This window comes from Streptomyces sp. NPDC001700 (assembly GCF_053596435.1).
The window spans coordinates 470,833-490,763 of record NZ_JBSFGE010000003.1 but is presented as its reverse complement, the minus strand read 5'-3'; the positions used below and the strand labels follow the sequence as shown (position 1 = coordinate 490,763).

Sequence of the window (19,931 nt, the reverse complement as noted above, 5' to 3'; positions counted from 1 at the left end):
CGTCAGGGGCCCTTGCGCGGCCCGGGCCCCGGCCAGGGCCCCTCGAACATCCGCCCGCAAACGCATAGCATCCGGCCATGTCCACTACGAATGGCCAGTGGTATCCACCCGAGTGGCCAGAGCGCATCCGGTTGTTGTCCGCCGGTGAGCTGACGCCGGTGACGCCGCGCCGGGCCGCCACCGTGCTGCTGCTGCGGGACGGACCGGACGGCGTGCCGGGCGGGCAGGAGGGGGATCACGGGGCGAACGGGGAACAGGGCGCGACGGACGGCGAGCGGGGCGGCCAGGCCGCCGGACTCGCCGTGTACATGCTGCGCAGACGCGCCTCCATGGCCTTCGCCGGAGGCGCGTACGCCTATCCGGGTGGCTCGGTGGACCCGCGCGACGAGCGGATGGTCGCCTGGGCCGGGCCCTCGCGCGCCCAGTGGGCGCGGCGGCTGGGCCTCGACGAGAGCGACGCGACGCATGCGCAGGCCATCGTGTGCGCGGCGGTCCGGGAGACCTTCGAGGAGGCCGGCGTGCTCCTCGCGGGCCCGACCCCGCACACGGTCGTCGCGGACACCACGGGCGACGACTGGGAGACGGACCGGCTGTCGCTGGTCGCCCGGGACCTGTCGTTCGCCGAATTCCTCGACCGGCGCGGCCTGGTGCTCCGCTCGGACCTGCTCGGCGGCTGGGCGCGCTGGATCACCCCGGAGTTCGAGCCGCGCCGCTACGACACCTGGTTCTTTGTGGCTGCGCTGCCGCGGGGGCAGCGTACGCGCAACGCCTCCACGGAGGCGGACCGTACCGTCTGGATCCACCCCGGGGACGCGGCCGACGGCTACGACCGGGGCGAGCTGCTGATGATGCCGCCGACCATCGCGACGCTGCGGCAGCTGCGGCCGCACGGCACGGTCCACGACGCGCTGGTGGCCGCCCCGGACCAGGACCTCACCCCGGTGCTCGCCCAGGCCCGGCTGGACGGCGACGAGCTGGTGCTGAGCTGGCCGGGCCACGACGAGTTCACCAAGCACATCCCGGGCGCTGCGGGGGAGTCCACGGCATGACGTACGCGGCATCCCTGCCCGGTCAGCCGCGCGGCGGCGCGATCGGCGGCCCGGCGACCGACCGCGCCGTGTGCGTCCTCGCGCCGAATCCGTCGCCCATGACGCTGGACGGCACCAACACCTGGATCGTCGCCGAGCCGGACTCCGACCTCGCCGTCGTCATCGACCCCGGCCCGCTGGACGACGGCCACCTCCGGAACGTGATCGCGACGGCGGAGCGGGCCGGGAAGCGGATCGGGCTGACGCTGCTGACCCACGGCCACCCCGACCACGCGGAGGGCGCGGTCCGCTTCGCCGAGCTGACCGGGACGCGGGTCCGGGCGCTGGACCCGGAGCTGCGGCTGGGCGACGAGGGGCTGGAGCAGGGCGACGTCATCACCACCGGCGGGCTGGAGCTGCGGGTGGTGCCCACGCCCGGCCACACCGCCGACTCGCTGTCCTTCCACCTCCCGGCCGACTCCGCCGTCCTGACGGGCGACACGGTGCTGGGGCGCGGTACGACGGTCGTCGCGCACCCGGACGGGCGGCTCGGCGACTACCTGGACTCGCTGCGGCGGCTGCGGTCGCTCGCGGTGGACGACGGCGTCGGCACGGTGCTGCCGGGCCACGGGCCGGTGCTGAACGACGCTCGGGGCGCGGTGGAGTACTACCTGGCGCACCGGGCCAACCGCCTCGCGCAGGTGGAGACGGCCGTCGAGAGCGGCCACCGGACGGCTGCGGAGGTCGTGGCGCAGGTGTACGTGGACGTGGACCGCTCGCTGTGGCCCGCTGCCGAGCTGTCGGTACGCGCCCAGCTGGACTATCTGCGCGAGCACGGGCTGATCTGAGCGCGGCGCGCGAAGACGCGCGAAGGGCCCCGGCCGGAATCCCCGGCCGGGGCCCTTCGCGCTTTTTACGGGCTGTACGCGCTGTGCGTCAGCGGGACCGCTTGGCCAGCCGCTCGACGTCCAGCAGGATCACGGCGCGTGCCTCCAGCCGCAGCCAGCCGCGGCCCGCGAAGTCGGCGAGCGCCTTGTTGACGGTCTCGCGGGAGGCGCCGACCAGCTGGGCCAGCTCCTCCTGGGTCAGGTCGTGGACGACGTGGATGCCCTCCTCGGACTGCACGCCGAAGCGGCGCGACAGGTCGAGCAGGGCGCGGGCGACCCGGCCGGGCACGTCGGAGAAGACGAGGTCGGACATCTGGTCGTTGGTCTTGCGCAGGCGCCGGGCCACGGCGCGCAGCAGCGCGGACGCGACCTCGGGGCGGGCGTTGAGCCACGGCTGGAGGTCGCCGTGGCCGAGGCCGAGCAGCTTGACCTCGGTGAGGGCGCTGGCGGTGGCTGTGCGCGGGCCGGGGTCGAAGAGCGACAGCTCACCGATCAGCTCGCCTGGGCCCAGCACGGCCAGCATGTTCTCGCGGCCGTCGGGAGAGGTGCGGTGGAGCTTCACCTTGCCCTCGGTGACCACGTACAGGCGGTCGCCCGGGTCCCCTTCGTGGAAGAGGGCGTCACCCCGCGCGAGGGTGGCCTCTCCCATGGAGGCGCGCAGCTCAGCGGCCTGCTCGTCATCGAGCGCCGCGAAGAGCGGGGCGCGCCGCAGAACGTCGTCCACGAGTCTCTCCTTGTCGACATGCACAGGGGACCGTCGTCCCCATGATGCCGGACGGTAAAACAGTGCGATCAATCACAAGTTTGACGCACTGGCCTGCCGGACCGTGCGGCAGGGGTCCGATTGGGCGGGGTCTGATCGGTAGCCCGGCCGGATGTCGGTGGCTGGGCTTAGGCTGGCCGGGTGTCCAATACGCCGGTGAGAGCACGGGGCAAGGGGGCTGAACGGGTGACCGCATCTCGTAATTCCGCTGTGGGCGAACAGGGGCCTGCCGAGCCGACGAAAGCGGCGAAGGCACCCAAAGTCACCAAGCCCGCGAAGCCCTCCCGGCCGGAGTCCCAGCTCGCGCTCGTGCGCCGCGCCCGGCGCATCAACCGCGAGCTGGCCGACGTCTACCCGTATGCCCACCCCGAGCTGGATTTCGAGAACTCGTTCCAGCTCCTGGTCGCCACGGTCCTGTCCGCCCAGACCACCGACCTGCGGGTCAACCAGACCACCCCCGCGCTCTTCGCCGCCTACCCGACCCCCGAGGACATGGCGGCCGCCGACCCCGAGGCGCTGGAGCAGCTGATCCGGCCCACCGGCTTCTTCCGCGCCAAGGCCAAGTCCCTGCTGGGCCTCTCGGCCGCGCTGCGCGACCGCTTCGACGGCGAGGTGCCGGGCCGCCTGAAGGACCTGGTCACGCTGCCCGGCGTCGGCCGCAAGACGGCCAACGTGGTCCTCGGCAACGCGTTCGGGGTGCCGGGGCTCACCGTGGACACCCACTTCGGGCGGCTGGTGCGGCGCTGGAAGTGGACCGAGCAGGAGGACCCGGAGAAGGTCGAGGCGGAGATCGCCGCGCTCTTCCCGAAGAGCGAGTGGACGATGCTCTCGCACCGCGTCATCTTCCACGGCCGCCGCGTCTGCCACGCCCGCAAGCCCGCCTGCGGCGCCTGCCCGATCGCCCCGCTCTGCCCGGCGTACGGGGAGGGCGAGACCGACCCGGACAAGGCGAAGAAGCTGCTGAAGTACGAGATGGGCGGCCAGCCGGGGCAGCGGCTGCGCCCGCCCGCCGACTACCCGGGGCCCCCGGCCGCCCCGCTGGGAGCGGCCGGATGACGAGCACGTACGGCGGAGGCGTGGGGGTCAGTTCCCAGGGGTTGCCCGAGTGGCTGCTCCCGGTGGCGCGGGCGGCCGAGACGATCGAGCCGCACCAGCTGAGCCGGTTCCTGCCGCCGCCGCAGGGCGGAGGCCGCCCCTCCGCCGTGCTGGTGCTCTTCGGGGAGGGCCCCGGCGGGCCCGAGCTGCTGCTGATGGAGCGGTCCGGGTCGCTGCGCTCGCACGCGGGCCAGCCGTCCTTCCCCGGTGGCGCGCTCGACCCGGAGGACGGCGATCCGGACGGGGAGGGTCCGCTGCGTGCGGCGCTGCGCGAGGCCGAGGAGGAGACGGGGCTCGACCCCTCGGGTGTCCAGGTCTTCGCCGTCCTGCCGCGCCTCTACATCCCGGTGAGCGGCTTCGTCGTGACGCCCGTCCTGGGCTGGTGGCGGCGGCCGAGCCCGGTCGGGCCGGTGGACCCTGCCGAGACGGCCCGGGTCTTCACGGTTCCCGTGGCGGATCTCACGGATCCGGCGAATCGGGCGACGACGGTTCACCCCAGTGGCCACCGGGGGCCCGCGTTCCTGGTCGGAGGGGCTCTGGTCTGGGGTTTCACAGCCGGTGTGATCGATCGCATACTGCATTACGCGGGCTGGGAACGACCATGGGACCGCGCGAACCACGTCCCACTCGACTGGCGCGCGTGAGACGGTGTCCCGGTGAATGTGCTGGACATCCTGCTGCTGCTCGCCGCCGTATGGTTCGCGATCATCGGCTATCGCCAGGGCTTCGTCGTCGGCGTGCTGTCGGTGATCGGATTCATCGGCGGTGGCCTGGTCGCGGTCTATCTGCTGCCGGTCATCTGGGACGGCACCACCGACCGGGCATCGCCCGGCACGTTCGGTGCCATCGTGGCGATCGTGCTGGTGATCGTGTGCGCCTCGGTCGGTCAGGCGGCCACCACTCACCTGGGAAACAAGCTCCGCCGGTACATCACCTGGTCACCCGCGCGCGCCCTGGACGCGACCGGCGGCGCGATGGTGAACGTCCTGGCCATGCTGCTGGTCGCCTGGCTGCTCGGCTCCCTCGTGGCGGGGACCTCGCTCCCCACGGTGAGCAAGGAGGTCCGCGAGTCCAAGGTGATGTTCGGGGTCTCGCGCGTGGTCCCGGAGCAGGCCAACACCTGGTTCTCCGACTTCTCCACGGTGCTCGCGCAGGGCGGCTTCCCGCAGGTCTTCTCGCCGTTCTCGAACGAGCCGATCACCTCGGTGCCGCAGCCCGATCCGGCGCTCGCGCAGTCCCCGGTGGCCACGCAGGCCCAGAAGAGCATCGTGAAGGTCGTCGGCACCGCCCCGAGCTGCGGCAAGGTCCTGGAGGGCACCGGCTTCGTCTACGCGGAGAACCGGGTCATGACCAACGCCCATGTGGTCGGCGGGGTCGACGACCCGACCGTCCAGATAGGCGGCGAGGGACGGCTGTACGACGCGAAGGTCGTGCTCTACGACTGGAAGCGCGACATCGCGGTCCTCGACGTGCCCGCGCTGCAGGCCCCCGCGCTCCAGTTCACGCGGGGAGACGCGGGCACCGGCGACGACGCGATCGTGGCCGGGTTCCCGGAGAACGGCGCGTTCGACGTGCGCGCGGCCCGCGTCCGCGGCCGCATCACGGCCAACGGCCCGGACATCTACCACCGTGGCACCGTGCAGCGCGATGTGTACTCGCTGTACGCGACCGTCCGCCAGGGCAACTCCGGCGGACCGCTGCTCACCCCGGAAGGCCGGGTGTCCGGCGTGGTCTTCGCCAAGTCGCTCGACGACGCGGACACCGGGTACGCGCTGACGGCGGACGAGGTGCGCAAGGACGCCGAGCAGGGGCGTACGGCCGACCAGCCGGTGGACAGCCAGGGATGTGCCCTCTAGCCCCTCCGGGGAGGGGAGTGCGACGCCGGTAGGTGTGCGGGTGCTCGCCTACCGGCTGCGTGGATGGCGCAGCCGCGCCGAGACCCAGCGGGCACGGCGCCGGATGATGCGGGGAATCCCGACGATATTGGGGTCTTGGCCTTGGATAGGCCCGGAGCCGCCGCGCTCGGAAACGCTCAGTGCGGCATTGGCAGCAGCGGCGGCTTCGGGGCCGCGGCCGCTTGGTGCGTCACGGTAGTCGTGCGTCCAGCCCATACTCCGCACTTTGCCCGTGGCCCAAGGTCGGTAATCGCCGGTGACTGCGGCAATTGGCCTATGCGCCGGGCAAGTGGCTGTTCGAAAAACATCTGTTCGTACGCGACCGGCTGAGCGGCCCGGTGCGGCGTCGGCTCAGCGGTCCGGTTCCGGGTCCTTGAGCCAGTTGATCAGTTCCGTGGAGAAGGCGTTTGGGTCCTCCTCGTGCGGAAAGTGTCCGAGGCCGTCGAAGAGCCGCCAGCGGTACGGCGCCTCCACGTACTGCCCCGACCCCGCCGCGCTGCGGGTGCGCATCACCGGGTCGAGTGACCCGTGCAGATGCAGGGTCGGCACCCGCACCGGACGCTTCATCCGGCGGTTGAACTGGAAACCGTCCGGACGCCCCAGCGACCGCACCATCCAGCGGTACGGCTCGATCGAGCAGTGGGCCGTCGAGGGGATGATCATCGCCCGCCGGTAGACGTCCACCGCCTCGTCCTCGGGCAGCCGCGGCCCGGACCAGTCCCGGATCAGCCGCCCCACAGCCGCCCCCTCGTCCGCGACGAGCTGGCGCTCGGGCAGCCACGGCCGCTGGAAGCCCCAGATATGGGAGCCGGCGGCGCTCTGCCTGACGTCCCCGAGCATCGCCGAACGCCAGCGGCGCGGATGCGGCATGGAGGCCACCGCGAGCCGCCGCACCAGCTTCGGCCGCATGACCGCGGCCGTCCACGCCAGATATCCGCCCAGGTCATGGCCGACCAGGGCGGCGTCCGGCTCACCGAGCGAGCGGATCACCCCGGTGACGTCGAGGGCGAGGTTGGCGGGGTCGTACCCCCGCGGCGTACGGTCGCTGCCGCCCACTCCGCGCAGGTCCATCGCGACCGCCCGGTAGCCCGCGTCGGCGAGCGCGGTCAGCTGGTGCCGCCAGGTCCACCAGAACTGCGGAAACCCGTGGAGCAGCAGCACCAGCGGGCCGTCGCCCATCTCGGCGATGTGGAAGCGTGCGCCGTTGGCCGCGACGTCCCGGTGGGTCCAGGGGCCGTCCAGCCGAACGACCGAAGCGGAGATATCAGGGACGGTCATGCCGACGAGCGTGTCACATCCCGTACGGAGCGGCCGCCGTTCCCCGCTGCCCGCGGATGCGGCTTGACGTTCCCGAGGACCGCCGCCGTCTCCTTGGACGAGGCCATGGACCGCTTCGGCGCCTTGACCTTCTTGAACTTCAGCAGCGCGAGCAGGCCCAGGATTCCGGCGATCAGCCAGTAGATGCCGCCCACGATCAGGAAGCACCAGGCGAGGCCGAGACCGGTCCAGGAACGCATCCCGTAGGCGAGGGCGAAACTCAGCACCGGAAGCGAGAACAGGATCAGCACCCCGGCCGCCACACCGGCGCCGCTGCCGACCGCCGCCTTCTTGGCGCCCACCCGGAGCTCGGCCTTGGCCAGCGCGATCTCGTCGTGCACCAGCGCGGACAGCTCGGTGGTCGCCGTCGCCACCAGCTGGCCGAGGCTGCGGTTGCCGCCGTCGTCGGCTGCGCTCATCGCCATCTCCCTCTGCTCTTGTACGTCTTCCGGTCGTCTTTCGGGTTTTCAAGCCTCTCAGATCATGGCGTCTCAGATCATGCCGGACCATCGTCACCGGAGTGGTCCCCGGCGGCCACTTCGGCAAGCCGCCGGTGCTCCGCGGCTTTCGCCTCGTGGATGGCGGCCATGCGGAGGTGGTATTCGGGGGTGTCGAGTTCATAGACGTCGGGGATGCCGTCCATGTCCTCGTCCCGCTCCTCGTCCTGGTACAGCCGCTGGTAGCGGTTGTTGCGCAGCTTGAGGAGGACGCCCGCGAGCAGCGCGGCGCACAGCGAGCCGATGAGGACCGCCGACTTGACCTCCTCGGCGAGCGCCGGGTCGCCGGGGAAGGCCAGTTCGCCGATGAGGAGGGAAACGGTGAAGCCGATTCCGGCGAGGGTCGCGACGGCGAACACATCGGCCCACTCCAGGTCCTCGTTCAGCTCGGCCCTGGTGAACCGGGCGGCGCACCACGAACCGCCGAAGACCCCCACGGCCTTGCCCACCACCAGGCCGAGGACGACGCCGAGCGTCTCGGGACGGGTGAAGACGTCCGCGACGGCGTCGCCGGTCACCGGGACACCGGCGGCGAAGAGGGCGAACACCGGCACGGCGAGCCCGGCCGACAGCGGGCGCACCCGGTGCTCGACGCGCTCGGCGGGGGAACGGTCCTCGCCCTCCCGTACGGTGCAGCGCAGCATCAGCCCCATCGCGACGCCCGCGACGGTGGCGTGCACCCCGCTCGCGTGCATCAGCGCCCAGATCACCAGGGCGAGCGGGAGGTAGATGTACGCGCCGCGTACGCCCTTGTGGTGCAGCAGATAGAAGAGGGCTAGCCCGGCGAAGGCCAGGCCGAGCGCGATGAAGTCGATGTGCTTGGTGAAGAAGACCGCGATGATCAGGATCGCGCCGAGGTCGTCGACGACCGCGAGGGTGAGCAGGAACGCGCGCAGGGCGGCGGGCAGCGCGGTGCCGATGACGGCGAGAACGGCGAGCGCGAAGGCGATGTCGGTGGCGGTCGGTACGGCCCAGCCCTTCAGGTTGCCGCCGCCGGTCGCGTTGACGACGACGTAGACGAGGGCGGGCGCGATCATGCCGCACAGTGCGGCGACCACGGGCAGCGCGGCGGCCCTCGGATCGCGCAGCTCACCCGCGACCAGCTCGCGCTTCAGCTCGATGCCGGCGACGAAGAAGAAGATGGTGAGCAGGCCGTCCGTGGCCCACGACTCGACGGACAGCCGCAGATGCAGCGCCTGGGGACCGAAGGAGAAGTCCTTGATGTCGCCGTAGACGCCGCTGAGCGGGGTGTTCGCCATGATCAGCGCGGCGATCGCGGCGACGAGAAGGATGATGCCGCCGACGGTCTCGGTGCGCAGCGCGTCGGTGATGAACGTCCGCTCGGGGAGCGAGGGGCGGCCGAGGAACTTGCGGCTGGTGGGCGCGGCCACGGGCGGGGCCTCCTGGGTCGTCGGGCGGGTGCGGACACACGTGTGCCGTGTGCCGACCAGACTTCCCGGCGCGCCCTTGTCATCTTGTCGCGTTATTAACGCGGCAGGTACTCACCCTAACCGGAACGGACGAGGGGCGCCCCCGCGTGGCGGGAGCGCCCCTCGGTACCTTTGCCGGTCAGTCTTCGCTGGCCGCGGACGGCAGCTTGCTCTGGATCAGCTCCATGACGGAGGAGTCGGTGAGCGTGCTGACGTCACCCAGCGCGCGGTTCTCGGCGACATCGCGCAGCAGGCGGCGCATGATCTTGCCGGACCGGGTCTTGGGCAGCTCGGCCACCGGCATGATCCGCTTGGGCTTGGCGATCGGGCCGAGCTGCTTGGCGACATGCGCCCGCAACTCCTCGACCAGGCCCTCCTCCTCGGCCGCGCTGCCGCGCAGGATGACGAAGGCGCAGATCGCCTGGGTGGTCTGCGGGTCGGTGGCCCCGACGACGGCGGCCTCGGCGACCTTGGGGTGCGAGACGAGGGACGACTCGACCTCGGTCGTCGAGATGTTGTGGCCGGACACCAGCATCACGTCGTCGACCCGGCCGAGCAGCCAGATGTCGCCGTCGTCGTCCTTCTTGGCGCCGTCGCCCGCGAAGTAGCGGTTCTCGAAGCGGGACCAGTAGGTGTCCAGGTAGCGCTGGTCGTCGCCCCAGATGGTGCGGAGCATCGACGGCCACGGCTCGGTGAGGACCAGATAGCCGCCCGCCCCGTTCGGCACCTCGTTCGCGTCGTCGTCGACGACGGTGGCGGCGATGCCGGGAAGCGCCACCTGGGCCGAACCGGGCTTCGTCGCGGTGACGCCCGGCAGCGGGCTGATCATCATGCCGCCGGTCTCGGTCTGCCACCAGGTGTCGACGATCGGCGTCGTGTCCGCGCCGATGTTCTTGCGGTACCAGACCCATGCCTCGGGGTTGATCGGCTCACCGACCGAGCCGAGGACGCGCAGCGACGACAGGTCGAACTTGGCCGGGATGTCGTCGCCCCACTTCATGCACGCGCGGATCGCGGTCGGGGCGGTGTACAGGATGGTGACCCCGTACTTCTGGACGATCTCCCACCAGCGGCCCTGGTGCGGGGTGTCCGGCGTGCCCTCGTAGAGCACTTCGGTCGCTCCGTTGGAGAGCGGCCCGTAGACGATGTACGAGTGGCCGGTGACCCAGCCGACGTCGGCGGTGCACCAGAAGACGTCCGACTCCGGCTTGAGGTCGAAGACGGCGTGGTGGGTGTACGACACCTGGGTGAGGTAGCCGCCGGTGGTGTGGAGGATGCCCTTCGGCTTACCGGTGGTGCCGGAGGTGTAGAGGATGAACAGCGGGTGCTCGGCGTCGAACGCCTCGGGCGTGTGCTGCTCGGGCTGGCGGTCCACGATCTCGTGCCACCAGACGTCGCGGCCCTCGGTCCAGGCCACCTCCTGGCCGGTGCGGCGGACGACCAGCACGCTGCGCACGCTCTCGGTGCCGGGACGGGTCAGGGCCTCGTCGACGGCGGGCTTGAGCGCGGACGGCTTGCCGCGGCGGTAGCCACCGTCGGCGGTGATGATCACGCGGGCGTCGGCGTCGTTGATACGGGTGGCGAGGGCGTCGGCCGAGAAGCCGCCGAAGACCACGGAGTGCGGGGCGCCGATGCGGGCGCAGGCCAGCATCGCGACGACGGTCTCGGTGATCATCGGCAGGTAGATGGCGACCCGGTCGCCCGCCTGGACCCCCAGCTCGGTCAGTGCGTGCGCCGCCTGGGAGACCTCCCGCTGCAGCTCGGCGTAGGTCAGGGAACGGGTGTCGCCCGGCTCCCCCTCGAAGTGGAGGGCGACCCGGTCGCCGAGCCCGTTCTCCACATGGCGGTCGACGCAGTTGTACGCCACGTTGAGCTTGCCGTCGGCGAACCACTTCGCGAAGGGCGGGTTCGACCAGTCGAGCGTTTCGGTCGGCTCGGTCGCCCAGGTCAGCCGACGGGCCTGCTCGGCCCAGAAGCCCAGGCGGTCCGCCTTCGCACGCTCGTACGCCTCAGCCGTCACATTGGCGTTCGCGGCCAGATCGGCCGGCGGCGCGAAGCGGCGCTCCTCCCGAAGAAGGCTGGCCAGGCTTTCGTTGCTCACGACATCTCCCATTCCCAGGGTGTCCGTTGTGTCCCCGCCATAGCTCATCAGCCCTGGGTGGGCCCTGACAAGGCGCTGTCAGCGTAAATTGGTTTAGACCTGTAACAGGTCTTGTGTTCAGGCCTGTGCTCAGATCGCCTCCAGCGCTTCCGTGGCTCCCCCTTTCCCGGGCTCCAGGGCGGCGGCCGGACCCGCTGCGCAGACGGCCACCGGCGCGCCGTCCTCCGGCCGGATGGCCAGGAATCTGGCCGATCCGGCCTCCAGTACGTACGCCTGAGCCTCTGCCACATGGAAGTACATCCCGTGCAGCACCAGCCCTCCCTCGGCCACCCGTCGCGCGACGCAGGCGTGCGCCATCAGATGCTCCAATTGCTGCATCACATTGATCAGCGCCAGCCGCTCCACATCGTCGGCCACCGGCCGGTCGGCCAGCGCGACCTCGCCGCGCCCCAGCCGCCCGATTCGCTCCATCCGCGCCAGCCCGGGCCTGCCATGGCGAAGCCAGCGCGCCAGCGGCGTCTGCGCCCCGGGTGGCGCGGCCGCCGAGCCGAGCAGCGCCTGCATCGCCCCGCATCCGGAGTGCCCGCACACGGTGATGCTGCTGACCCTCAGCACCTCCACCGCGTACTCGATGGCCGCGCCCACCGAGTCGCAGGAGGCGTCCTCACCAGGAGGCGGCACCAGATTGCCGACGTTGCGAACGGTGAACAGATCGCCGGGGCCGCTGGAGGTGATCATGCTGGTCACCAGCCGGGAGTCCGCGCAGGTGAGGAACAGCTGGGTGGGCCGCTGTCCCTCCCGGGCGAGCCGCGCCAGCTCGTCGCGCACCAGCGGCGCGGTGTTGCGCTGGAAGGCGCTCACCCCGCCCAGCAGCTGCCCCGCGCCGTTTCCGTGGCTCTGCCCTTGTCCGTGCCCGCGGCCGTCCGCGGCCGCCGGGGCGGGGCGGGTGCAGTGGTGGTCGCGCCAGGGCGTCCACGGACGGCAGGCGGGCGGTGCGGACGGCTCGGCGGCCGAGCGCCGCGGCCGGTGGAGGCGGCGCAGCGAGACGCGGACGGCGAGCACGATCCCGGTGAGCGCGATCGCGGCGAGCACGATCTGGTCCAAGAGCTTCAACATTCCCGTCTCCTCCGGGGCTTCGCGGTCGCGGCAGGGCGCGGCCGTGGGTCACGGCGTACTGCGGTGCTGACTCCCAAGCATTGGTAAATGAATGGTAATGCCGGGTAAAGTCGACGGGAAGTCTTTTGGGTGGGGGCGGGCTGTTGTTCCCTCTATGGGGTGAATAGTCAGGTGAGATGACTGCCCCAGGGCGGGTGGCTAGGCGGGAGCGGGAGCGGCCGCCGCCCGCGCGGCCGGGGCGGACTCGTCGAGCGCGAAGGCCGGATCGACCTGTGCCGCCAGGTCGGCACCCGTCTTCGCGTTCCCCCAGCTCTGCGCGTTCTTCAGGTGGAAGTGCACCATCTGGCGGGTGTAGCGCTGCCAGTCCCGCCGCTCGTAGGAGGCGTCCGCCGCGTCGTGCAGCGTGCGCAGCGCCTCGCGGTTGGGCCCTTCCAGCTCCGCGAAGCGCGGTGCGCGGCCCTTCTCCATCGCCCGGACCCAGTCGGAGTGGCCGACGGTGACCAGCAGGTCGTCGCCCACCTCGGCGCGGAGAAAGGCGAGGTCGTCCGGGCCCTGCACCTTGTTGCCGACCACGCGCAGCGCGACGTCGAAGTCGCGGGCGTACTCCTTGTACTGGCGGTAGACCGCGATGCCCTTGCGGGTGGGCTCGGCGACCAGGAACGTCATGTCGAAGCGGGTGAAGAGCCCGGAGGCGAAGGAGTCGCTGCCCGCCGTCATGTCGACAACCACGAACTCCCCGCGTCCATCGACCAGATGGTTGAGACACAGCTCGACCGCGCCGACCTTGGAGTGGTAGCAGGCGACGCCGAGATCGGATTCGGTGAAGGGCCCGGTCGCCATCAGCCGCACCTCCCCGTCGCCGAGCGGGACGGTCCGGGCGCACGCCGTGTAGACGGGGTTGTCCTCGCCGATCCGCAGCAGCCGCGACCCCTCGCCCGGCGGCGTTGTCTTGATCATGGTCTCGGCGGAGGCGATCCGGGGGTTGGTCCCGCGCAAGTAGTCCTTGATCAGGGGGAGATGGGCGCCCATGGCGGGCAGCGCGGCGGCCTCCGCCTCGTCGAGCCCGAGCGCCGCACCCAGGTGCTGGTTGATGTCGGCGTCGACCGCGACGACCGGGGCGCGGGTGGCGGCGAGGTGGCGGATGAACAGCGACGACAGCGTCGTCTTGCCGCTGCCGCCCTTGCCTACGAAAGCGATCTTCATGTTCAGAAAGCGTAGGTGAGTGATCCTCTCCCATGAGGGATTTACGTGAAGAAAACCACTCCAACGAGGGGCACCGGGCCATGGGTGCGTAGGGTCGTACTCATGAGTACGTCAGCAGATCCGCTCGCCACCCTGGCGGCGCTGCCCGGTGTGGCCGAGTCCGTGGAGGCCGTACGGACGGCGGTGGACCGGGTCTACGGCCACCGGGTGATGCGCCGCCGCAGCAATGAGGTCACCTCCGAGGCGGCGCTGCGCGGGGCGCGTGGCTCCGCGGCGCTGGCCGGTGCCGACTGGGCGCTCGAAGAGGTCCGCCGCCGCACCGACTTCGGGGGCGACGGGGAGCCGCACACGGTGGGCGCGGCGCTGCGAGTGACCGCCGAGGCCGGTCAGCTGCTGAGCGTCTGGCGGCAGTCGCCGCTGCGGGTGCTGGCCCGGCTGCATCTGGTCGCGGCCGGAGGGGCGGACGAGGACGACAGGGTCGGACGGCCCCGGCTGGCGGGCGAACCGGTGCGGGAGCCTCTGGTCGGGCCGGAGCCGCCGGATGCCGACGAGGTGGCGGCGCGGCTCGACGGCTTGGCGCGGCTGCTGCTCGCGGGCAGTGAGGCCCCGGCGCTGGTGACGGCGGCGGTGGTGCACGGTGAACTGCTCGCGCTGCGGCCCTTCTCGTCCTACAACGGCCTGGTGGCGCGTGCGGCCGAGCGGATCGTGCTGGTCGGCAGCGGACTCGACCCGAAATCCATCTGTCCGGCGGAGGTGGGCCACGCGGAGCAGGGCGCCGCCGTGTGTGTGGCCGGGCTGGAGAGCTATGTGTCCGGGACGCCCGAGGGCATGGCGGCCTGGATCGCGCACTGCGGGCGGGCGGTTGAGCTGGGTGTGCGGGAGAGCACGGCCGTGTGCGAGGCGATGCAGCGGGGGGCCGCCTGAGGGCGGTCGTGCTCCGGAGCGCTTCGACTCCGGAGTGCTCTGGGCCCGGACAGAGTTGCGGCGGCACCACGAGGGTGCCGCCGCTGGCACGTCCGCCGGGTTACCAGTGCGTGCACAGAATTCGCCCATCAGGCCGGGATCTTCGCCCGTCACCTGGTGCGGCTGGCCCGTAATCGACGGGTCGGCGTCGCGTGGGTGCCCGGCATCCGTGCTCGGTCCGTGGGGCCTTGGTGCGTCTGGGGAGATCCTCCCGGATACCCCTGGTCTCGCGGGCCGTCGATTCCTTTCTACTCCTGCGCGGAGCCAAGTGGAACCCCTCCACGCAGATCTTTGCGATGGGGTCAAACGCGGGCATAAGGGGTGCGCCGCCGACTGGCGTACCACACCAGCCCGGCGGTGGCGGCGGCCGCGCCCACCGCCGCGACCGCGGCCAGCACCGGTCGCGGCGGCATGGAGAGTGAGGGCAGCCGCTGCTTCAACCGCACCGGGCGGTCGAAGGAGAGGACCGGCCAGCCGCGGGCGACCGCTTCGCGGCGCAGGGCCCGGTCCGGGTTCACCGCGTGCGGATGGCCGACCGACTCCAGCATCGGGAGGTCGGTCCCCGAGTCGCTGTAGGCGTAGCAGCGTGACAAGTCGTATCCCTCGGACTCGGCCAGCTCGGCGATCGCCTCCGCCTTCGTCGGTCCGTAGGCGTAGTACTCGACTTCCCCGGTGAAGACCCCGTCCTCGACGACCATGCGGGTGGCCACCACCCGGTCCGCGCCCAGCAGCTCGCCGATGGGCTCCACGACTTCCGCTCCCGAGGTGCTGACAATCACCACATCGCGTCCGGCGGCGTGGTGTTCCTCGATGAGGGAAGCCGCCTCGTCGTAGATGATGGGGTCGATCAGATCGTGCAGAGTCTCCGCGACGATCTCCTTCACCTGCTGGACATTCCAGCCACGGCAGAGTGCTGAGAGGTACTCGCGCAACCGCTCCATCTGGTCGTGATCGGCGCGGCCTGCGAGGAAGACGAACTGGGCATAAGCAGTACGCAGTACGGCCCGACGGTTGATCAGCCCACCCCGGTAGAAGGACTTGCTGAAGGTGAGCGTGCTTGACTTCGCAATGACCGTCTTGTCCAGGTCAAAGAAGGCGGCTGTCCGGGGCAAGGAGTGGTTTTCCACGACGCTGAGCATAGGGCCCACCATTCGGCGTAAGCTGAGGCGCGTGGGTTTGCCTGAGAAGGCTCTCGGGTACACCATGGAAGTCACGGATCGTTCGCGACCGTGCTAACCCGGCCCGACTCCTCCCCCCCCGAGTCGGCCGTGGGGACGACCCCCGCTCTCCCCCCCGGCGGGGGTCGTCGCATGTCCGGACGCTTTTCCGGCGCTTTCACGAGATCTTGCTCCCCTCATCCGGGCCTGGGTGACGCCTGCTCCCCAACAGCCTGATTGGTTACCGTGCGTAATCGCTAGGCTGCGCTCCGGAAGTCACTGGTTTAGGTGACTGGGATATTCACAACTGATGAGTTGTCCACGGTTTTGAACCAAGATCCCCAAGATTTTCAGGATCGCGACACGGTGATTCTCCGCGTTGTTTGCACTCGCCGTTCGCGTGAGTGAGAGCGCGTAACGAAATGGGGAGGGGATCGTGACTGCATCCATCACACCGGAACGGTCATCACCGCCAGAAGGACAGCGCGGCAGACCGCTGATCATCACCGAGGACGAACAGCTTCTCGACGATCTGCTGAGGCTGTGCGCGGCCGCCGGAGCAGAGGTCGAAGTGGCCCATGGCGCACCCACGCGCCGGGGCAGCTGGGAGGGCGCGCCGCTGATCCTCGTCGGGGACGACGCGGCGGCCAGGCTCCGGGGCCGCGTCCGCAGAGCGGGCGTGCTGCTCATCGGGCGGGATCTCGACGACCACGGCATCTGGCGCCGGGCAGTGGAGCTCGGCGCCGACAATGTGGCGTTCCTGCCCGACGCCGAGACCTGGCTCGTGGACCGGATCGCCGATGTGGCGGAGGGAGTTGGCCAGCAGGCCCTGACCATCGGCGTCATCGGTGGCCGTGGTGGGGCCGGGGCCTCGACCCTCGCCTGCGCCCTGGCGGTCACGGCGGCCCGCTCGGGCCGCCGCACCATGCTCATCGACGGCGACCCGCTGGGTGGTGGCCTCGATGTGCTGCTCGGCGGCGAGGGGTCGGAGGGGCTGCGATGGCCCGCGTTCGCCGAATCGCGTGGCCGGGTCGCCGGGAGCGCGCTGGAGGAGTCGCTGCCCGAGCTGCATTCCCTGCGGGTGCTGAGCTGGGACAGGGGCGATTCGGTCGTCATCCCGCCCTCGGCGATGCGCGCGGTGCTGGCCGCCGCCCGGCGGCGCGGCGGGGTCGTGGTGGTGGACCTGCCGCGCCGGGTGGACGAGTCGGCGGCCGAGGCCCTCGCGCAGGTGGACCTCGGTCTGCTGGTGGTCCCGGCGGAGCTGCGCGCCGTCGCGGCCGCTCACCGGGTGGCGTCCATGGTGGGCATGGTGCTGAGCGACCTGCGCGCGGTGGTGCGCGGCCCGTGCGGGCCCGAGCTGGACGACGAGGAGATCGCCCGGCTGCTCGGGCTGCCGCTGGCCGGTCAACTGCCGCCGGAGCCGGGGCTGCTGGACGCACTCGACGGCGGCGAGCCCCCGGGCGGCAGCGCACGCGGCCCGCTCGGCCGGTTCTGCGCCGAGTTCTGGGACCGGGCCCTGCCCGGCGCGGGGGGTGTCACCGCATGAGCGTCGAAACTCCGGACCTGCTGGACGCGGTGCGGCTGCGGCTGGCGGAGAGCGGTGCGGATCCGACTCCCTCCCAGGTGGCGGCTGCCCTGCGGGAGGAGGGGCGGCTGATGGGCGACACCGAAGTGCTCGGCGTGGTCACCGCCCTGCGCTCCGAACTGGTCGGTACCGGCCCCCTGGAGCCGCTGCTCGCCGCGCCCGATGTCACGGACGTGCTGGTCACCGCCCCCGACGAGGTGTGGGTGGACCGCGGCGCGGGGCTGGAGCGGACGGGCGTCACCTTCGCCGACGCGGCCGCCGTGCGCAGGCTCGCCCAGCGGCTCGCCGCGGTGGCCGGGCGGCGGCTGGATGACGCCCGGCCCTGGGTGGACGCCCGGCTGCCGGGTGGGACACGGCTGCACGCGGTGCTCCCGCCGGTGGCCGTCGGATCCACCTGCCTGTCGCTGCGGGTGGTGCGTCCCCGGGCGTTCTCCCTGTCCGAGCTGGTAACCGCCGGGACCGTGCCGCCCGGCGGTGCGGAGCTGCTGCGGGCCATGCTGGCCGCCCGGCTGTCGTTCGTGGTGAGCGGCGGCACCGGGTCCGGCAAGACGACGTTGCTGAGCACCCTGCTGGGACTGGTCGGCCGGGAGGAGCGGATCGTCCTCGCCGAGGACTCGGCGGAGCTGCGGCCGGACCACCCCCATGTGGTCCGGCTGGAGACCCGCCCCGCCAACCAGGAGGGCCGGGGTCAGGTCACCCTGCGGGACCTGGTGCGCCAGGCGCTGCGGATGCGGCCCGACCGGCTCGTGGTCGGTGAGGTGCGGGGCCCCGAGGTCACCGATCTCCTGGGCGCCCTGAACACCGGGCATGAGGGCGGCTGCGGCACCGTCCACGCCAATACGGCGGGGGACGTACCGGCCCGGCTGGAGGCGCTCGGCTCGACCGCGGGCCTGGACCGGGCCGCGTTGCACAGCCAGCTGGCGGCCGCCTTGTCGGTCGTGGTCCATCTGGTGCGGGACCGCGGCGGGCGGCGCAGGATCGCCGAGCTGCATGTGCTGGACCGGGACCGCGCGGGCTTCGTCACCACCGTGCCCGCCGCCGTGTGGAGCCCGCGGGGCTTCGAGCGGGCGTCGGGCTGGCAGCGGCTCAAGGAGCTGTGCACCCGGGGCGGAGGCGCGTTATGACCGGCACCGGAGGGAACCCCGGGGTGCTGGCCCTCGGGGCGGCGCTGCTCTGCGCGGGAGTGGCCGCGTGGCTGCTCTCCGGGCGGGACCGGGAGCTGCGCCGGGCCAGGCTGCTGTTCGCGGGCGGCGGGCCCGCCGTGCCCACCGGGCCGGACCCGGTGCGGCGGCTGTCCGAGACGGTCGCCTGGCTCAAGGAGAGCTGGCGGGTCAGATACGGCGGGCGGATGGGACGTGAGCTGCTGTGCCTGCCGCTCGGCTGCGTGCTCGCGGTGCTGGGCGCGTCGGTCCTGCCGCTGTTCGTCGCGGTGGCGGCCGTGCCGCTCGTCGGCCGGTGGCTGCGGACCCGGGAGCGCGTCCGGGCCCACGACCGGCGTGCCGCGGGGGTGATCGAGCTGTGCGGCACCGTGGCGGGCGAGCTGCGGGCCGGGCGGCAGCCCGGCGAGGCGCTGCTGTCCGTGCCTTCGGGAGACCTGGGGGAGCGCTGGGGGCTGGTGTCCGCGGCCGCCCGGTTCGGCGGGGATGTGCCCGAGGCGCTGCGCAGGGCGGCCCGGCAGCCCGGCGCGGAGGGGCTGACCGGGGTCGCGGCCTGCTGGCAGGTGGCCGTCGACGAGGGTGCGGGGCTTGCCGCCGGGCTCGACCGGGTGGCGTCGGCGCTGCGCGCCGAGCGCGAGCAGCGGGAGATCATGCGCGCCAGGCTGGCGGGGCCCAAGGCCACCATCGCGGTGCTGGCCGTGCTACCGGTCTTCGGGCTGCTGATGGGCACCGCGCTGGGCACCGAGCCACTGCATCAGCTGCTGCACACCCCGGTGGGGCTGGGCTGTCTCGCGGTCGGCTGTCTGCTGGAGTGGGCGGGCTTCGCCTGGCTCAGACGGTCGATGCGGGTGGCGCTCGCTCCCGGAAAGGCACCCGTCCGATGAGCGCGGCGCTTGTCCACAGGCTGGGGATCGTGCTGCCCCTCATGGCCGCCGTCGTGTATGGGGCGATGGCGGTGGTGGAGGCCCGGCGGGAGCGCGCCGCCGGGCGGCGTCTGGCGGCGCTGCTGCCCGGCGGGGGACCACACGCGGACTCCGGTGTGGTCCGGAAGCGAGCCCGGCCCTGGGCGCGGTGGCGCGCCCGGGCGGACGAGGGCGCGGCCCTGGCCTGGGCGGCCTCGATCGGCGTCCTGCTGGCCGGTGTCGTCCTCGTCGGAGGGCTGCTGGGATGCGCGCTGGGGCTGGCGGCCGCGTATGGCGTCCGGCAGTGGCACCGGCGGCAGGCCGCCGCCGGGCGGACCGGCGGGCGGACCGGCGGCGCCGGGGACGGTACGGCCGAGGCGGCGCGGCAGATCCCGCTGGCCGCCGACCTGCTGGCGGCCTGTCTGGCCGCCGGAGCGGACCCGCGCTCGGCGGCGGACGCGGTGGGCAAATCGCTCGGTGGCCCGGTCGGCGAGCGGTTGGTCCGGACCGCTGCGGAGCTGCGGCTGGGAGGGGAGCCCGCCGACGCCTGGGGGCGGCTTGGCGCGTTGCCCGGCGCGGGCAGGCTGGCACGCGCCCTGGAGCACGCCGGGACCACCGGCGCCCCCGCCGTGGAACCGGTGTCCCGGCTCGCCGCCGACTGCCGCGCCGAGCAGGGCAGGGAGGCGGGCCGACGCGCCGACCGGGCGAGCGTGCTGGCCACCGCCCCGCTCGGGGCCTGCTTCCTGCCCGCGTATCTGCTGATCGGGGTGGCCCCGGTGATGACCGGGCTGGCGGGCGGTCTGGCGGGCCACCCCTGAGCGCGGGCGCCTCTGAC

General features: G+C 72.3%; 18 protein-coding genes and 1 pseudogene. 10 read left to right on the top strand and 9 right to left on the bottom strand.

The annotated features are described in order from the left end of the window. Positions 1-77 precede the first annotated feature (77 nt). Together ACWC5C_RS07950 and ACWC5C_RS07945 are read left to right on the top strand one after the other, a co-directional pair. Positions 78-1,049 (top strand): NUDIX hydrolase, encoded by a 972-nt coding sequence (locus ACWC5C_RS07950; protein WP_450874596.1) that lies wholly within the window; start codon positions 78-80, stop codon positions 1,047-1,049. Further along, positions 1,046-1,876: an MBL fold metallo-hydrolase gene (locus tag ACWC5C_RS07945; protein WP_450874595.1), complete on the top strand. Its 831-nt coding sequence runs from the start codon at positions 1,046-1,048 to the stop codon at positions 1,874-1,876. Before ACWC5C_RS07950 ends, ACWC5C_RS07945 begins: the two co-directional genes overlap by 4 nt. An 88-nt stretch (positions 1,877-1,964) precedes the next feature. Here the strand turns inward: ACWC5C_RS07945 and ACWC5C_RS07940 are convergent, their stop codons facing one another. Continuing rightward, positions 1,965-2,639 (bottom strand): Crp/Fnr family transcriptional regulator, encoded by a 675-nt coding sequence (locus ACWC5C_RS07940; protein ID WP_009716739.1) that lies wholly within the window; start codon positions 2,637-2,639, stop codon positions 1,965-1,967. 225 nt (positions 2,640-2,864) lie between these two features. Between ACWC5C_RS07940 and nth the strand changes: the two genes are divergently transcribed. The 3 genes from nth to ACWC5C_RS07925 are packed head-to-tail and all read left to right on the top strand — an operon-like array spanning position 2,865 to position 5,629. Next, positions 2,865-3,734, top strand: coding sequence for an endonuclease III (gene nth / locus ACWC5C_RS07935; protein ID WP_450874594.1), 870 nt, complete (start codon positions 2,865-2,867; stop codon positions 3,732-3,734). After that, entirely contained in the window at positions 3,731-4,417 is a 687-nt protein-coding gene (locus tag ACWC5C_RS07930) for an NUDIX hydrolase (protein ID WP_450874593.1), read from the top strand. Before nth ends, ACWC5C_RS07930 begins: the two co-directional genes overlap by 4 nt. A gap of 12 nt (positions 4,418-4,429) precedes the next feature. Beyond that, on the top strand, positions 4,430-5,629 hold the full coding sequence (locus ACWC5C_RS07925) for a MarP family serine protease (RefSeq protein ID WP_450874592.1): 1,200 nt from the start codon (positions 4,430-4,432) through the stop codon (positions 5,627-5,629). A 48-nt stretch (positions 5,630-5,677) separates the two neighbouring features. On the opposite strand, the gene ACWC5C_RS07920 is transcribed toward ACWC5C_RS07925, so the two are convergent. The 7 genes and pseudogenes from ACWC5C_RS07920 to ACWC5C_RS07890 all read right to left on the bottom strand — a co-directional run bounded on the left by ACWC5C_RS07920 (position 5,678) and on the right by ACWC5C_RS07890 (position 13,332). After that, positions 5,678-5,884: a hypothetical protein gene (locus tag ACWC5C_RS07920; protein ID WP_450874591.1), complete on the bottom strand. Its 207-nt coding sequence runs from the start codon at positions 5,882-5,884 to the stop codon at positions 5,678-5,680. A gap of 135 nt (positions 5,885-6,019) precedes the next feature. Further along, positions 6,020-6,946 carry an alpha/beta fold hydrolase gene (locus tag ACWC5C_RS07915; protein ID WP_450874590.1) on the bottom strand — a complete coding sequence of 309 codons (927 nt, stop codon included), beginning with the start codon at positions 6,944-6,946 and terminating at the stop codon, positions 6,020-6,022. Further along, on the bottom strand, positions 6,943-7,404 hold the full coding sequence (locus ACWC5C_RS07910; protein WP_385436239.1) for a phage holin family protein: 462 nt from the start codon (positions 7,402-7,404) through the stop codon (positions 6,943-6,945). The genes ACWC5C_RS07915 and ACWC5C_RS07910 overlap by 4 nt, the downstream gene beginning before the upstream one ends. Before the next feature lie 77 nt (positions 7,405-7,481). Beyond that, positions 7,482-8,873 (bottom strand): Na+/H+ antiporter NhaA, encoded by a 1,392-nt coding sequence (gene nhaA / locus ACWC5C_RS07905; protein ID WP_450874589.1) that lies wholly within the window; start codon positions 8,871-8,873, stop codon positions 7,482-7,484. Positions 8,874-9,051: 178 nt separating this feature from the next. Next, entirely contained in the window at positions 9,052-11,013 is a 1,962-nt protein-coding gene (acs, locus tag ACWC5C_RS07900) for an acetate--CoA ligase (protein ID WP_450874588.1), read from the bottom strand. A gap of 129 nt (positions 11,014-11,142) precedes the next feature. Beyond that, a pseudogene (locus ACWC5C_RS07895) lies at positions 11,143-12,033 on the bottom strand (carbonic anhydrase); the annotation flags it as partial. Positions 12,034-12,327: 294 nt separating this feature from the next. Then, entirely contained in the window at positions 12,328-13,332 is a 1,005-nt protein-coding gene (locus ACWC5C_RS07890; RefSeq protein ID WP_450874587.1) for an ATP-binding protein, read from the bottom strand. 102 nt (positions 13,333-13,434) lie between these two features. On the opposite strand from ACWC5C_RS07890, the gene ACWC5C_RS07885 reads away from it, so the two are divergent. Beyond that, positions 13,435-14,256: an oxidoreductase gene (locus tag ACWC5C_RS07885; protein WP_450874586.1), complete on the top strand. Its 822-nt coding sequence runs from the start codon at positions 13,435-13,437 to the stop codon at positions 14,254-14,256. Positions 14,257-14,597: 341 nt separating this feature from the next. Here the strand turns inward: ACWC5C_RS07885 and ACWC5C_RS07880 are convergent, their stop codons facing one another. Then, on the bottom strand, positions 14,598-15,434 hold the full coding sequence (locus ACWC5C_RS07880; RefSeq protein WP_450874585.1) for an HAD family hydrolase: 837 nt from the start codon (positions 15,432-15,434) through the stop codon (positions 14,598-14,600). Positions 15,435-15,888: 454 nt separating this feature from the next. Between ACWC5C_RS07880 and ssd the strand changes: the two genes are divergently transcribed. The 4 genes from ssd to ACWC5C_RS07860 are packed head-to-tail and all read left to right on the top strand — an operon-like array spanning position 15,889 to position 19,914. Then, positions 15,889-16,998: a septum site-determining protein Ssd gene (gene ssd / locus ACWC5C_RS07875; RefSeq protein ID WP_450874584.1), complete on the top strand. Its 1,110-nt coding sequence runs from the start codon at positions 15,889-15,891 to the stop codon at positions 16,996-16,998. Then, a complete protein-coding gene (locus tag ACWC5C_RS07870; RefSeq protein WP_450874583.1) occupies positions 16,995-18,161 on the top strand; it encodes a TadA family conjugal transfer-associated ATPase in 1,167 nt (388 codons plus the stop codon). Before ssd ends, ACWC5C_RS07870 begins: the two co-directional genes overlap by 4 nt. Continuing rightward, complete coding sequence (locus ACWC5C_RS07865) at positions 18,158-19,078, top strand: type II secretion system F family protein (RefSeq protein WP_450874582.1); 921 nt, start codon at positions 18,158-18,160, stop codon at positions 19,076-19,078. Before ACWC5C_RS07870 ends, ACWC5C_RS07865 begins: the two co-directional genes overlap by 4 nt. After that, positions 19,075-19,914, top strand: coding sequence for a type II secretion system F family protein (locus ACWC5C_RS07860; protein ID WP_450874581.1), 840 nt, complete (start codon positions 19,075-19,077; stop codon positions 19,912-19,914). Before ACWC5C_RS07865 ends, ACWC5C_RS07860 begins: the two co-directional genes overlap by 4 nt. Positions 19,915-19,931 lie beyond the last annotated feature (17 nt).